Raw genomic sequence first — 15,000 nt, 5'->3', positions numbered from 1 at the left:
TAGCCAGAATAGACAGATGAATATGAAGGGAATCACTTTAAAAACATTAGTGTTTATCACGGAGAACCGTCCGTAAAACTCCCGCCTCAAAATAAAGAGCGAAAATAAATTTATTTAGGCGGGAGATAACGGGCGCTAACTCCCTGAATCACTCAGGCTAATTCAGTGAGAGAATGAAGGAAGCAGACTAAGTTCGCGACGTCCTGGGGTTGGGGCTGGGACTGCGATTACTCGTCCCATCGAAGAGCTTTTGCGGTTACTCGCCCCATCGTAAAGAGTTGTGCGTCGAAAAACTCCCACTGAATGAAGTTTCGTTTTATGGATGCCTTAAAGCACGCTGCATTCGCATTAATCTCCCTTGTTTCTGATAGATAACATTAGCTTGTAAAGAAAGGATGAAATATTGTTTTATGAAGAGCGAAATAAGGCATCTAGCTAACAATGAACGGTATCGGATTTTGATAATTAACGGAGAAACCTACATTATGGATATAGAAAGCTCCTTTTGGAAAGTTATTTTTCCATTTTTCTTTTGGCTGCTTCCAAATACTATTTTCAGGATAGAAAATCAGGAGATCGCGGAACAGTTATAGACTGAAAAAATGGAGAGGAAAGGAATTGCTGGTATTATGTCCATAGCGGGGGTTTCTTATGGAGCAGGCGTCTCTTTAGCTCCCTTAATGGAATATTTCAATGTTCCGATGTCTCCAAAGGTTAATATAGCATTGCTATTATTTGCTATCCTATTGGTAGGAATATGGTATCGTATACTTAGCCGTAACAGTAAACAAAAACTGTATGAGATGATTAAACTTGAAGATATGCCCCAGAAAAAATTATGGATTATGCCTAGTTCTTTCAAACATTTTTTAAATGTCTTATTTAGTTATGTATTTCTTTTGGTGCTGGTTTCTTTCATGTTTTGGGCATATACTGAAACGAAAAATGTCATGGTGTTAATCATAACGTCAGGATTTCTACTTGGATTTTTAATGGTTAATCGAAAAACAGTAAGAGAAGGCACTGTTAATGTAAAAGTGAAAAATACATAGAGCTGCAAAGCTTTTTCAGGAGAGTAGTTTAATACAGGGGGATAGGAGACTGTCCTATCCGTAAAGGTGATTGTCGATAAAGAATTCTCTAACGTATGGTTGATATGTTTTAGGAAAAGGTTAGGAATGACTCATAATGTAAGTTAAAAGTAATAAGTAATAATGAAGCTCTTTGAATGAGCAATGTATTCACGTATTTAAATGCTAAAAACATATATAAATTCTTGCGGGAGAGGAAAAGAGGAAATCTAATCTGTACCCTCCCGCAGCACCTCATTTATACTCTAAAACTGGACTTTCCATACGAAAATTATTTCCGATACATAATATCTCCATTAATAATCGTCATTTCAATACTGGTGTCTAATAATTCATCTGCGTCCTTCATTTGAAACGGATCCATAGAATAAACGGTCATATCTGCAAATTTTCCCCGTGAGATCGTTCCCTTTATCTTTTCTTCGTTTGTCGTATAAGCTGCATATTTTGTAAAAAGATAAAAAGCTTCACGCATACTTAATTTTTGCTCCGGATACCAGCCGTTATGTGTATCACCTGGGGCTTTTCTTGTAACAGCTGCATGAATACCAAGTAAAGGATTAATGGGTTCTACGGGGGCATCAGATCCGCCACCGCAAATAACGCCGCTATCAAGGAGTGTTTTCCAAGCATAAGCATAGGGCATACGTGCTTCTCCAAGACGATCTGTTACCCATGGATAATCACTCGCAAGGAAGCGGGGCTGAATATCAACGATACGACCAGGTGTGGAAAGACGCTGTACCAAATCTGGATTGACGACTTGGGCATGGATCAATCGATCTCTATATGCTGTCGTTGGAAACTGGTCCAGTATATCCAGGACATTTTCTAATGCTTGATCACCGATTGTATGAACAGCCACAGGCATGGATAGTTCTCTGGAGCGTTTAATAATCGCATACAAGGTCTCTTGTGTAAGCATGGATTCTCCAAATTGTCCTGCTTGATCGGAATACGCCTCTTTTAATAGTGCGGTTCTTCTACCAAAGGCGCCATCTGCAAATATTTTTACTGCTCCGATTTGCAGCGTGTTATTGCCGAATCCGGCATACATTCCCTCTGCATGAAGATCTTCTAAAAAGTTATAATCAATTAATAAATTAGTGCGCAGTCCCATTTGTTCTACATTTAATAATTCCTGATAGAGCTGGTACGTTTGCTGTAAACCGCCTAAGTATGCTGGATCATTGGAGTGCACACTTGTCACTCCGTGTTCAATAACCGTGGAAATGGTTTTACGAAGGGCTTTTTTCCATGTGCTATACGTTTTTTCAGGAATTTGTGCTTTAAATAATGCGGATGCAGATTCCAAAACTAACCCGGTAGGTTCCCCATTGGTATCCGTTACAATTTCGCCGCTCACCGGTATAGGTAATGTACTGGAATAATGAATCTTCTCAAGTGCTTTCGAGTTAACCACCGCAGCATGCTCACATATTCTTGTCAGAAAAAGTGGATGATGAGGTGCAACTGCATCAAGCTCTTTTTTTGTTGGCAGACCACCATCCGTAAACAGGTTTTCGTCCCAGCCAGCGCCAAGCAGCCATTCTCCTTTGTCCAATGTGTCAGCATGTTGTTTTATCTTATTTAAAAATACTTCTTTCTTTGTCACACCGGTCACATCTAAATCAATAAACTTCATTGCCTGCACAGAAAGATGGAGGTGTGTATCCGTTAATCCCGGGGTAGCAGCTTTTCCGTCCAGATCAATAATCGCATCACTTTTTGAACTCCAGAAAGAAAGCATTTGCTCGGCAGGACCCATATCTATGAAACGTCCATCTTTAATAACAACAGCCTCTACAACTGGCTGAGAAGGTTGAAATGTATGTATGACACCATTGGTATAAATCTTTATCATGAAAACGCTCCTTGTCTAAATTATCGTATGTTTTACAGTACGCATATAAATGACTCAACTTTCGCACTTAAGAATAAGCATATATATCTTGCTGTTTCAGGATTATCAAGTTCTTTTTTATTGTGCTTGCTTTTTAGTTAAATCAGCTTTTTTTGAGCTAATGATAGTGTATAGCTTCCGCTCCGTCCAACCACTCCGCTTTCCGACGTCCTGGGACTGCGATTACTCGCCCCATCAAAACCGTTGTACGTCGGAAAGCAAAACGGTCCGCCGCAGCGGTATTTTACACTTCACCTTCTATTCTTTCTTTGTCAAGGAAGTTATCAAAAGAACAATCAACCCCTGTTTCTATGAAAATGAGGTTACTTTTTAAGCTGCGAAAGTTGAGTAAATGATTAAAAAACGGAACACACTGAAACTATGCCACAGATGCCTAATAATCCCCATACAGAAAACCTTCTAATGAATGGAGCTATGATTATATTTTATCAAAATTGTTTCATTTTGACAGCAGGCAGGATTGACATTTTCAGAAATTTTATTATATACTTAATTCAACAAAGTTGAACAAAAGGAAACTGGATTGAATATTATATAAAGGTAGAAAGATGAATTTTAAATAAACTTAGGTATGATATCCTGTAATATCTATGCTATTTGGATTGCGAGTCATGCACATTTGATATGGATTTTCATAGCTTGAATTGAAAACGCATACAAAGGGAGGGGTATGGATGCGTGGATTACCAAGCAATGTTTATTTAAAGGAAGTAGGGCCAAGAGACGGACTGCAGAACGAGCAACAATGGATTTCTACAGATGATAAGGTTGCATGGATTAATATGCTTTCCCAAACAGGGGTCTCGGAAATTGAGTATTCATCCTTTGTTCATCCTAAAATGATTCCTGCATTGAAGGATGCGAGAGAGGTAGGCAGACGGATCAACCGTGAAAAAGGGGTTACTTATTCCGCTTTAGTGCCGAATATGAAAGGATTGGAGCACGCCTTAGAAGCTGGTATTGACGGCGCTTCTGTGTTTATGTCGGCAAGTGAGACGCATAATCTTAAAAATATTAATAAACGTATTCCAGAGACGTATCCAGTGTTAACGGAAGTTGTTAAAGAAGCTAAAAATGCTGGAAAAATTGTAACAGGTTATGTTTCTACTGTATTTGATTGTCCATATGAGGGACGGGTTGCAGTGAAGGATGTACTCAGCGTATGTAATCAATTAATTGAAAGCGGAGTAGATTATCTTTCCCTTGGTGATACCATTGGAACGGCTGTACCCATGCAAGTGGAGAAGTTACTCGAAGGTCTTTTTCCTTATTTTCCAAAAGATAAACTAATATTGCATTTTCATGATACGAGAGGAATGGCGATAGCGAATATCATGACGGCGCTTCACATGGGCATTACCCGATTTGACAGTACAGTCGGCGGCCTGGGCGGATGTCCGTATGCACCGGGAGCGGCAGGTAATGTTGCTACTAATGATGTTCTTTACCTGTTAAACGGACTCGGAATTGAGACAGGAATAAATGAGAAGCGTATTCAGGAAGCAAGTATATATATTCAAAATAAGCTCGGAAAAACACTTCCCAGCAGATCCGTCGCTTATTTGAAAAATGCTTGAAATATGAAAACAGCAGAAAAGCCTTGTCAAGCTAATGATGGCAAGGCTTTTTAGTGTGTTAGCGAATATCATGTTTTCCTTATTTTTTGAAAATAGTATTAGAGAATCGATTGACTCTATTAGTTTGTCTAGCTTATGATTAAGTATATTATAGCATCCGAAAAAATTTGGCAGAAGAAAGGAATGAGCAGCATCGAATTACATAAAATTGGTGAAAAAATAAAATATGCAAGACGGCGGGAAAATAAAACGCAGCAAGAAATTGCGGACGCTTCCAGTATTTCTAAAAGTCTTTTGTCTAAAATTGAGAATGGACAGACAGCCTCAGCAATAGCGACATTATCCCGAATCTGTGATGCTTTACATATACAACTATCATGGGTGTTGGATGATAAAGAAGAACAGGATATTGTGATTCAGAAAAAAAGTAACCGTCCACAAAAAGTAGGGGATGAAAGTATGGGCTACTCCTATGAAATTCTTGCTAACCGTTCTCAATATAGCGGGATTGAACCGACTATTGTCCATGTTACCCCAAAGTCTTTGAATCTGCGTGATGAAAAAACATATACGCATTCACAGGATGAATTTATCTATGTATTGGAAGGGGAAATAGAGCTGTTATATGATGGAAAAAAGCAGCTGCTCCAAACAGGAGACAGTGCTTATTTTGCCGGCTCTAAACCGCATTTATTCCTTCCAGTAGATGATCAGGAGGCAAAGGTATTAACCTGTTTTATCGACAGGGTTTGAGATGGATTTTTAAATTAGAAGATGGAAATTGATTAAAGTAATTCGAAAGGAGGCTGGATCATGGACAATTCTTCATGTCCTTTTTGTTATCCTCAACTGTTAGTCAATCAGCAGGTTGTTTTGGAAAATGAACAAGCTAGATTTTTACAATTGGATGAAGCAAAACAATCTGGAATTCCACTTGAAGGTGCTGGAGTAATTGTAACCAAAGCACATCGTGTATCCCCATTCGATATAACGGATGAAGAATGGTTGGCGATTAAAGATATTCTGCACAAAGCGAAATTTATCATTGATGAAAATCATAAACCTTCTGGATATAATGTTGGCTGGAATAGTGGAGAAGTGGCCGGCCAGCATGTGAACCATGCCCATTTGCATTTGCTTCCCCGCTATGAAAATGAACAGATGGCGGGAAAAGGGATACGTTATTTGTTTAAGTCTTCCTTAAATAGCCGGACAGAAAAAGAAGAAGGGGAGATTCGATTTTAAAGGTCAATGCCAAAAAGAGTAAATGTCATTGATATTACATAAAAATATTAGAAAAGCCTTTCACTATAAAAAATTTGAAGTGAAAGACTTTTGTTCTACAATAGCAAGGTACAAGAAAAACTACGGATTCGCTCGATTTTAGCGAATCCGTAGTTTTGTTTACAAATGAACAGTTTTATTTAAAATAGAATCATACTGTTATGTTATTAATCTGTTGCACCACTGCTATTTTTACTGTCCGTTTTCGCTGCAGCAACTTCTGAACTTGCTGTTGATGCAGGCGTTTGATCGACTTCTGAAGCAACCTTTCCTTTTGATGCGCCTGCCAGTAATTCTTTAATGTCAATTCCAGAGGTTTCTTTTAAGTTTTCCTGTAATGTACTGATTAAGTTAGTTGCATAGCTGGAAACTTTATTTGCTCCACCATTAGAGCCATTGCTTCCTGTATCGACAACTGTAATTTTATCAATATTGGATAGCGGACTTGCCACTTGTTTCGCATAATCTGGAAGCATTTTGATAACCATATCAAGAATAGCTGCTTCTCCATATTGTTCAAAGGCTTGCGCAACTTTTTCTTTTGCTTCTGCTTCTGCAAGACCTTTCAAGCGGATAACTTCTGCTTCTGATTCCCCTTGAGCACGTTCTGCATCTGCTTTTGCGAGACCGTCAACACGGACTTTTTCAGCTTCTGCACGAGCTGCTGTTTCAATGCGATATTGATTCGCATCCGCTGTAGCCATTTCTCTGGCTTTCTCAGCAACGGCAGATTGCTCAACAGAGTATCTGTCTGCGTCTGCTTTTTTCTTAACTTCTGAGTCATATTGTTTTTCACGACGCAGAATCTCTTTTTCTTCCAACTCAATTTGTTTTTGACGCTCGATGATTTTGATTTGCATTTCTTGTTCCGTAACTTCTTGTTTAGAACGGGCTGTTTCAAAATCATAAGCTTGGTCTGCACGTGCTTTTGCTGTATCTTGCTCACGACGGTATTCAGAAGTTTTTAATTGATTTTCTTTTTCTGACTCCGCAATCTCTGTTGCTCGCTGTAATTCTGCACGTTTTGCATCTTTTGCTGCTTCCGCACGCTTAATTCTTGTTTCTTTTTCTGCTTCAGCAGTAGCAATATCAGCATCACGCTTTACTTGAGCGATACGAGGCCGACCAAGTGATTCTAAGTATCCGTTGGAATCTCTAACATCTTTAATAGTAAAAGATACAATAATTAATCCCATTTTAGCCAAGTCATTGGAAGCAACTCTCTGTACTTCTTGAGAGAACTTATCACGGTTTTTATAGATTTCTTCAACCGTCATAGAACCTAAGATGGAACGCAAATGACCTTCTAGAACTTCTTTTGCTTCAAGCTCTCGGTCTTGTTTTGATTTTCCAAGAAATTGTTCTGCTGCTGTAGCAATTTCACTGATAGATCCACCTATTTTTATAATTGCTGTACCATCTGCTAAAACAGGAACACCTTGTTCTGTGTAAACTTCTGGAGTAGTTACCTCCAATTTACTAGATAATAGACTAAGTGGTTCCGCTTGTTGAAAGACAGGAACAACGAATGTACCGCCACCACGAATAATTTTAATTTTATTTCCGGCTTCATCGACGTGAACATTCTTTCCACCTAAATAACTCCCTGTAACAATAAGCGCTTCATCAGGTCCAGCAGTACGGTATTTTGTTACAAATAAACCGAGTAATGCTAAAAGAAGTGCGGCTGCTACAATAATGACAATCCAAAGTTCTGACATTTTTTTCCTCCTCTAAGTTTTATTTTTCAGGCTGCTATTACAAGTGAGTAAAATAATAACAACCTGAATCTATCCACTATCATTCTCTGTAATTAAAAAGAATGCAGCTTCATTATATATGAAAAGCTAATCTATAATTAGCTAATCCAACGATTCATATGGACTGACATAGAAAACTCCATCTTTTATTTCGATAATCAAAACACGCTCATTCTGAGAGATTGCTTCATTATCATAGCTAACAGCCGGTTTTGAAATAACCCCGCTCTTCCATTGGACGATTACTTCTCCATAACCATCAACTGGAATAGATACAATCGCGGTTCCTACACTGCCAATTAGTGCTTCTTCGGAATATCCCCATGATTGTTCGGCGGATCTGATTGGGACAAGCACAAATAAATGCAGGAGAGTTACAAAAATAATACTTAATATAGAAGAAATAATAAGAATTACAAGACTCGACCAGTTCATGAACCATTCGAGAACATATCCGATGGCAGAGAAAAAAATGAAAAAGGAGAGAATGAGTACGGGATGTAAGAAAGGAATTGATTCAAAAATACCATCCAACAAATCTCCAAATAGCAAGACGACTACGGTTAAAATCGCTGCTATAATTAACACCCATAAATATAAATCTTGTATAGCGTAACCAAATAATGTCAATATGTACCCTCCCTTACTCTTTGTCTTACTTAATATGTACGTTTATCCTTCTTATTTGGTTTCATTTTTTTGAGGGGGTTTTGTTTTATACTACTATAATAAAACAGAGACTCTTTTAAGAAAAGAGCCTCTTTCACTATTTATCACAATTTAATTAGCAGCAAGCCCCCTGCGTAAAAATTTCCTAAGATACAAAAAAGTACAGGCAGGGGATTAGCTTGCTGGTAACAAACTGATTTGTCCAATGGGTAATCTAGCGCTCCATTATGTAGAAGGAGTAAGAAAAACCCAAAAAACAATGTTTCACTTTATGTTAATTATCTAAAAGAACTAGCTGATTCATCAGTTCATCTAATTCTTGGCTGCAATTGACGGTTTCTTTGGCTCCTAAGCCATTCTTTTGTGCTTGTTGTAACATTTCACTTCTTTTTTGAACAATGGACAGTACAATGGTTTCCCTATTGTACTCACCAAGTTTTCTTTCATACTTCATGTCATATACGATGCACCTTTCCTAGTAATTTTTGGCTGCAATGAATAACGTAATAAGAGTATTGTTATTAAAGTACCAAAAGAATTATCGCAAAAGATGAAATAAAATGGAATACCTTCGACAAAACTAGTAATAAGATTATATTTTTCGACAATACAAATTTAGATTAGTTATTAAGATTGTATTTTTTGATTTTTTGATACAATGTCACCCGGGATATCCCTAATTGCTTAGCCGCTTTGGATTTATTGCCGTTACATCGATCTAAGGCTTGTTCAATGGATATTTTTTCTATGTTTTCCTTCTCCAATGGCAGCGTATCAATAGGGGATAATGAGGCCTTTGAAAATGAACCAGGGAGAAAACTTAATACATCCTGCCTTGTTAAAGTTGCTCCTTCATGTAAAATAATGATTCTCTCCATCAGATTCCGGATTTCTCTTATATTACCAGGCCAATGGTATTGTTGTAATACCTCCATTGTATCAGTAGGTAACTCTGGAACAGAAGTCTGATATTTAACCGCAAATTGTTTTAAAAACGTTTTTGCGAGTATGTTAATATCTTTTATCCTATCACGTAAAGGAGGCATGGTTAATTGAATAACATTTAATCTATAAAATAAATCTGATCTAAATTTATTCTCTTGCATCAGTTTCTCTAAATCTTGATTTGTTGCAGCTATAAAACGGACATCAATTTGTTTTCCTCGGGAGTTACCGATCCGGTAAATGCGATTTTCCTGCAGAACACGTAGAAGCTTCACTTGCATATCTAAAGGGAGCTCACCGACTTCATCTAAAAAAATTGTACCACCATCAGCCATTTCAATTTTTCCAGCTTTTCCTCCTTTTTCAGCGCCTGTAAAGGAACCACTTTCATATCCGAATAATTCACTTTCAAATAGAGCTTGCGGAATTGCACCACAATTGACAGGGATAAAAGGAGCATCTTTTCTCTTACTAGCATCATGGATAGCCCTGGCACATACTTCTTTGCCTGTACCACTTTCTCCTAGAATTAATGTCGTTGCATCTGTGTCAGCCGTTTTACTAGCTAGTCGAATCATCTGGTGGAGTGCTTGACTGTCTCCTTTTAATTTGGCAAAGGGAGAGTTGGACGAAGCGGGAGTCATTTTTTGTTTTAGTTCCTGTAATTCTTGAGAGGTGCTTTCTAAATTGTCATTTAGTTTTACAATATGCGTAATATCACGTTCAATCGAAATCACGCCAATTAATGTATTTTCCTGATTGAAGACAGGAGATGAATTTACAACAACATGTTTGTCTTTTCTTGGTCTATGATAGGCATTTTTGACAGGTTTCATCGTGTTTAATACGTTCATTACCATCAGATCATCATGTGAAAAAAAATTCGTGATAGGCTGGTTAATAATTTGTTCCTTAGCAATTTGATAGGTTTGTTCTGCCGCATTATTCCAATAGATTACTTTTTTTTCTCTGTTAACAATTGTTATAGCATCATCTTCTGAATTTAATAATTCCTCAAAGAAAAAAACTTCATTCATATGATCACCTCAAAAGTGTAAAGTATATTGTAAAGTGTCTATACAGTATGTGTACTATTACTTTACATTATTGTAAATATAAATCACTAATAAAAGCAATAGAAATTTTAAAAAAAATGAAATCGCTTCCAACGATCATAAGCATTCACAGCAGTTTTAAATCTATATTTTTAAAACTGGCATATTTTTTGCTTGTAGTTTGATATAGAACAGAATCATATTATTTACTAGGAGGTATTTTACATGGTATTACCATTCAAACATGAACCTTTTACAGATTTTAAGGTAGAAGAAAATAGGAAAGAGCTCGAGTCAGCTTTACGTTCTGTCCGCACAGAATTAGGTAAGGATTATCCACTTGTTATTAATGGAGAAAAAATATATACAGAGGATAAACTGGTTGCTATTAATTCAGCAAATAAGAAAGAAATTGTCGGCAAAGTATCTAAAGCTACAAAGGAACATGTAGAACAGGCATTTGAAGCAGCGGTAGAAGCATATGAAACATGGAGAAAAGTACCTGTAGAAGATAGAGCACACGTTTTATTCCGTGCAGCAGCTATTGTTCGTCGTCGTAAGCATGAATTTTCCGCATGGCTAATTCAGGATGCAGGAAAGCCGTGGGACCAGGCAGATGGAGATATCGCTGAAGGAATTGATTTCTTAGAATATTATGGCCGCCAAATGTTGGAACTTGATCAGGGGAAGCATGTGGAAGACCGGATAACGGAGGATAACAAATATTTCTATAAAGCTATGGGACCCGGAGTCGTTATCCCACCATGGAATTTTGCTTTTGCTATTGTGTGCGGAACAGTTGCAGCGCCAATTGTTGCCGGGAATCCAGTTTTATTAAAACCTTCTGAAAATACGCCAGTTATTGCATATAAGCTTGTGGAAGTATTAGAAGAAGCTGGTTTACCAAAAGGCGTATTGAATTTTGTACCGGGAGATCCAAAAGAAATTGGAGATTATCTAGTAGATCATAAAGATACGCACTTTATTAATTTTACAGGTTCTAGAGCTACAGGTGTTCGAATTTTTGAACGCGCCGCTAAAATTCAAGAAGGTCAGCAGCACTTGAAGCGTGTTGTTGCAGAAATGGGTGGGAAGGATACAATTATTGTCGATGAAACAGCGGATTTAGATTTAGCAGCTGAGTCGATTGTTCACTCTGCTTTTGGTTTTTCAGGACAAAAGTGCTCTGCATGCTCTCGTGCAATCATCCATGAGGATGTTTATGATGAAGTTATCGAGAAATCAGTTGAAATTGCAAAAACTTTAACAGTTGGTAACCCATCAGAAGAAAATGTGTATATGGCTTCGGTTATTAACCAAACGCAATTTGATAAAATTAAAAATTATATTGAAATTGGAAAAGAAGAAGGCGAGCTCGTTTTTGGCGGAGAAACGGATGACTCCAAAGGATTCTTTATTTATCCAACCATTTTCAAAGATTTAGATCCAAAAGCACGTATCATGCAAGAGGAAATTTTTGGACCTGTTGTTGCATTTGCAAAGGCAAAAGATTTTGACGAATTGCTGGAAATTGCAAACAATACGGAGTACGGATTGACAGGAGCTGTTATCTCCACAAATCGTGCCCATTTAGAACGCGCGCGTGAAGACTTCCATGTGGGTAACCTTTATTTCAACCGTGGTTGTACAGCTGCAATTGTCGGTTATCAGCCGTTTGGCGGATTTAAAATGTCAGGAACAGATTCAAAAGCAGGAGGGCCTGATTATCTGCAGCATTTCTTAGAGGCTAAAATTGTATCTGAACAATTTTAATGGATGACAATTTATCTGAGTGAGCAGAAAGAACAAAGTTCTTTCTGCTCACAGTTAGCTTTTTAAATAAGATATAAACGGAAATATAGAAAGCATTTAAAATGAAAAGTTTGTTGGGAGATTGGGGGAAATGGATGATGGCAAGCTTGGCAAAGGATTTTTTCATAGGACTTTCAAATAATGATTTTTTAAATCAAAGCGCTAAAAAATTTGGAGCTCGTTTCGGAGCAGAGCGTTTCGTAGCTGGAACTGTTTTTGATGCAATTATTCCAACTATCAGGCAGTTGAACCAAAAAAAAATATCTTGTACAATGGACCACCTCGGTGAGTTTGTGACAGATCGAAGCGAGGCGGAGCATGCTAAAGAGAAAATTATGGATATGCTTCATCAAATTCATGAAGAGAATTTAGATTGTCACGTTTCTATTAAGTTAACACAATTGGGATTAGACATTGAAGAATCTTTCTGTATTCAGAATGTGGAGCAGATTTTAGAAGTGGCTGATGCATGTGACGTTTTTGTGAATATTGATATGGAGAAGTATACGCATTATGACAGCACATTAAAGATTTTGAAATTACTGCGTAAAAACTACCCCAATGTTGGTACAGTTATACAGACCTACTTGTATGATGCTGAAAAAGATTTAAGTGACCTTGAAGATGTGCGATTACGCATTGTGAAAGGGGCTTATAAGGAAGATAGTTCTGTTGCATATGGTTCTAAAGATGAAATTGATAAAAATTTCTTGAAGATAGCTAAGAAAAGATTACTTGGAAGCGCTTTTACATCTATTGCAACACATGATCATCATATTATTAATGAGCTAAAGAAATTTATCGCAGAACATCAGATTTCAACAGATAATTTTGAATTTCAAATGCTTTATGGGTTCCGTATCGATATGCAGCATCAACTAGTGAAAGAAGGTTACAGGTTTTGCACATACATCCCATTTGGAGAGGATTGGTTCGGATACTTTATGCGCCGTTTAGCAGAAAGGCCACAGAACCTCAATCTTCTTGTAAAAGATGCTTTTTATACCGAAGATAATAAGCTGAAAAAACAGCCGGTTGTCATTGGCACAGTAGTGTTAACGTTGCTATTATGCTTGGGAACGCGAAAAAAGAAGGGGTAGGTAGCAAATTAAGATTAAAAACGAAATAGGTTTGTTTTGGCTGTTGAAGGTATAGATTGTTTCTTATACAGCCTTTTTCAACTTTTATAATTAAAGTAAGCTAAAAAACAAAGTAAACATTTCAAGTTTATACTTGTTATAATAAATTGCATGACTGATAAGGGGTGAGAAAGGATGTCAGAAACAAATTATCAAATTATGGCGATTATCTTATATTTTTTGGTGATGATCGCTATCGGTTTTTATTCTTACCGCAAAACATCAAACTTAGATGATTACATGCTGGGAGGGAGAAGCTTAGGTCCTGTTACATCTGCATTGAGCGCCGGCGCTTCAGATATGTCTCAATGGTTGTTAATGGGGCTCCCGGGGGCTATTTATGTACTTGGTTTAGCGGAGGGGTGGATGGCTATTGGTTTGGCAATCGGTGCTTGGGTAAACTGGCTGATTATTGCTCCGAGACTGCGTACATATACAGAAGTTTCTAATAACTCCATTACTATTCCAAGTTACTTAGACAATCGCTTTAAAAATAATACGAAGGTATTACGTATTGTATCAGGTATTGTTATTTTGCTGTATTTTACGTTTTATGTTTCCTCAGGGATGGTTGCAGGCGGTGTATTTTTCCAAAGTGCCTTTGATGTAAATTACCATACTGGTTTATTGACAGTAGCAGCAGTAACTATTATCTATACGCTTATTGGTGGTTTTCTTGCGGTTAGCTTTACGGATGTTGTGCAAGGCACAATGATGTTTTTAGCGCTTGTTCTAGTACCGGCGTTGACAATTGTTTCTCTCGGAGGAATAGGTGAAACAGTAACCATTGTACAAGATGTGAATCCGGATATATTAAGCTTTTTTGCTGCTGCATCAGCTACCGGAATTATTTCATCTTTAGCATGGGGGTTGGGCTATTTTGGGCAGCCGCATATTATCGTCCGTTTTATGGCAATTAAATCTGTAAAGGAAACGACTTCCGCTCGTCGTATTGGTATTAGCTGGATGGTTATTTCATTAGTTGGCGCTGCCGCAACAGCAATATCCGGCTTTGCATTTTTTCACGCCAACCCAGAATTAACATTAGCTGATCCGGAAGCAGTATTTATTGTTTTAGGGCAATTATTATTTCATCCATTTATAGCTGGATTATTATTAGCTGCAGTGCTTGCTGCAATTATGAGTACGGTTTCTTCACAACTTCTGGTTACTTCTTCTGCTTTGGTGGAGGATATATTCAAGGTTGTATTTCATTCGGATGCAAAGGATAAAACCTATGTTAATATAGGAAGAATTGCTGTATTAGCTGTTTCTTTAATTGCTATGGTTTTTGCCTGGCAACAGAATGATACGATTTTAGGGCTCGTTTCCTTTGCTTGGGCAGGTTTTGGCGCTTCTTTTGGTCCTGTTGTGCTACTTTCCCTATTTTGGAGAAAAACAACGGGAGCTGGAGCACTGTGGGGAATGATTGTCGGAGCAGTAGTTGTATTTGCATGGGGCTATTCTCCGCTATCTGAATATTTATATGAAATTGTTCCTGGATTTATTTTGAGTACGGTTGTTATCTTTTTGGTCAGCTTAAAAACGTATCAACCAAATAAAGAAATTGAAGCAGAATTTGATGAAACAATAAACAGAATTAAAGAATATAAGAATAAATAAAGAAGGAGAGCTAGAGGCAAATGCTAGCTCTTTCTTATTGCACTTTAAAAAAGTATAAGAAAAAGTCCGGTAAAATACTTTTGTATGTAACCTTTTTATGTAAGATGATACAATAAACTGA

Annotated in this window: 11 protein-coding genes and 1 pseudogene; 7 read left to right on the top strand and 5 right to left on the bottom strand. The window is 37.5% G+C overall.

Features of this window, described 5'->3' with window-relative positions; translation table 11 throughout:
- Positions 1–395: 395 nt before the first annotated feature.
- Positions 396–1,052: pseudogene (locus BN986_RS15960) on the top strand (DUF443 family protein).
- Between the two features lie 310 nt (positions 1,053–1,362).
- On the opposite strand, the gene BN986_RS15955 reads toward BN986_RS15960, so the two are convergent.
- Positions 1,363–2,955 (bottom strand): amidohydrolase, encoded by a 1,593-nt coding sequence (locus BN986_RS15955; protein ID WP_040981873.1) that lies wholly within the window; start codon positions 2,953–2,955, stop codon positions 1,363–1,365.
- Between the two features lie 734 nt (positions 2,956–3,689).
- Here BN986_RS15955 and BN986_RS15950 point away from each other — a divergent pair.
- The 3 genes from BN986_RS15950 to BN986_RS15940 all read left to right on the top strand — a co-directional run bounded on the left by BN986_RS15950 (position 3,690) and on the right by BN986_RS15940 (position 5,837).
- A complete protein-coding gene (locus BN986_RS15950) occupies positions 3,690–4,592 on the top strand; it encodes a hydroxymethylglutaryl-CoA lyase (protein WP_040981871.1) in 903 nt (300 codons plus the stop codon).
- 135 nt (positions 4,593–4,727) lie between these two features.
- Positions 4,728–5,345, top strand: a complete 618-nt coding sequence (locus BN986_RS15945; protein WP_244445016.1) for a helix-turn-helix domain-containing protein — start codon at positions 4,728–4,730, stop codon at positions 5,343–5,345.
- Positions 5,346–5,405: 60 nt separating this feature from the next.
- Positions 5,406–5,837 carry an HIT family protein gene (locus BN986_RS15940; protein WP_040981869.1) on the top strand — a complete coding sequence of 144 codons (432 nt, stop codon included), beginning with the start codon at positions 5,406–5,408 and terminating at the stop codon, positions 5,835–5,837.
- A gap of 206 nt (positions 5,838–6,043) precedes the next feature.
- Here the strand turns inward: BN986_RS15940 and BN986_RS15935 are convergent, their stop codons facing one another.
- From BN986_RS15935 to BN986_RS15920, 4 genes are all read right to left on the bottom strand, one after another.
- Positions 6,044–7,597, bottom strand: a complete 1,554-nt coding sequence (locus BN986_RS15935; RefSeq protein ID WP_040981867.1) for a flotillin family protein — start codon at positions 7,595–7,597, stop codon at positions 6,044–6,046.
- Between the two features lie 141 nt (positions 7,598–7,738).
- The gene (locus BN986_RS15930; RefSeq protein ID WP_040981865.1) at positions 7,739–8,266 is read right to left on the bottom strand and encodes an NfeD family membrane protein; all 528 of its coding nucleotides are present in this window, start codon (positions 8,264–8,266) and stop codon (positions 7,739–7,741) included.
- 313 nt (positions 8,267–8,579) lie between these two features.
- Positions 8,580–8,759 carry an aspartyl-phosphate phosphatase Spo0E family protein gene (locus BN986_RS15925; protein WP_040981863.1) on the bottom strand — a complete coding sequence of 60 codons (180 nt, stop codon included), beginning with the start codon at positions 8,757–8,759 and terminating at the stop codon, positions 8,580–8,582.
- Positions 8,760–8,925: 166 nt separating this feature from the next.
- Positions 8,926–10,287, bottom strand: a complete 1,362-nt coding sequence (locus tag BN986_RS15920) for a sigma-54 interaction domain-containing protein (RefSeq protein ID WP_052400834.1) — start codon at positions 10,285–10,287, stop codon at positions 8,926–8,928.
- A 243-nt stretch (positions 10,288–10,530) separates the two neighbouring features.
- Here BN986_RS15920 and pruA point away from each other — a divergent pair, with 243 nt between their 5' ends.
- From pruA to putP, 3 genes are all read left to right on the top strand, one after another.
- Complete coding sequence (gene pruA / locus BN986_RS15915) at positions 10,531–12,078, top strand: L-glutamate gamma-semialdehyde dehydrogenase (RefSeq protein ID WP_040981861.1); 1,548 nt, start codon at positions 10,531–10,533, stop codon at positions 12,076–12,078.
- A gap of 137 nt (positions 12,079–12,215) precedes the next feature.
- Complete coding sequence (locus BN986_RS15910) at positions 12,216–13,217, top strand: proline dehydrogenase family protein (protein ID WP_040982223.1); 1,002 nt, start codon at positions 12,216–12,218, stop codon at positions 13,215–13,217.
- 174 nt (positions 13,218–13,391) lie between these two features.
- On the top strand, positions 13,392–14,879 hold the full coding sequence (gene putP, locus BN986_RS15905) for a sodium/proline symporter PutP (RefSeq protein WP_040981859.1): 1,488 nt from the start codon (positions 13,392–13,394) through the stop codon (positions 14,877–14,879).
- Positions 14,880–15,000 lie beyond the last annotated feature (121 nt).

Source organism: Oceanobacillus jeddahensis (genome assembly GCF_000750635.1).
GTDB classification, from domain to species: domain Bacteria; phylum Bacillota; class Bacilli; order Bacillales; family Amphibacillaceae; genus Oceanobacillus; species Oceanobacillus jeddahense.
This window is presented reverse-complemented; position numbering and strand designations above follow the sequence as displayed.

Excerpts from the sequence above, each read along its gene's own strand:
- BN986_RS15955 (WP_040981873.1), bottom strand. The coding sequence starts at position 2,955 with ATGATAAAGATTTATACCAATGGTGTCATACATACATTTCAACCTTCT.
- BN986_RS15950 (WP_040981871.1), top strand. The coding sequence starts at position 3,690 with ATGCGTGGATTACCAAGCAATGTTTATTTAAAGGAAGTAGGGCCAAGA.
- BN986_RS15945 (WP_244445016.1), top strand. The coding sequence starts at position 4,728 with ATGATTAAGTATATTATAGCATCCGAAAAAATTTGGCAGAAGAAAGGA.
- BN986_RS15940 (WP_040981869.1), top strand. The coding sequence starts at position 5,406 with ATGGACAATTCTTCATGTCCTTTTTGTTATCCTCAACTGTTAGTCAAT.
- BN986_RS15935 (WP_040981867.1), bottom strand. The coding sequence starts at position 7,597 with ATGTCAGAACTTTGGATTGTCATTATTGTAGCAGCCGCACTTCTTTTA.
- BN986_RS15925 (WP_040981863.1), bottom strand. The coding sequence starts at position 8,759 with ATGAAGTATGAAAGAAAACTTGGTGAGTACAATAGGGAAACCATTGTA.
- BN986_RS15920 (WP_052400834.1), bottom strand. The coding sequence starts at position 10,287 with ATGAATGAAGTTTTTTTCTTTGAGGAATTATTAAATTCAGAAGATGAT.
- pruA (WP_040981861.1), top strand. The coding sequence starts at position 10,531 with ATGGTATTACCATTCAAACATGAACCTTTTACAGATTTTAAGGTAGAA.
- BN986_RS15910 (WP_040982223.1), top strand. The coding sequence starts at position 12,216 with ATGGCAAGCTTGGCAAAGGATTTTTTCATAGGACTTTCAAATAATGAT.
- putP (WP_040981859.1), top strand. The coding sequence starts at position 13,392 with ATGTCAGAAACAAATTATCAAATTATGGCGATTATCTTATATTTTTTG.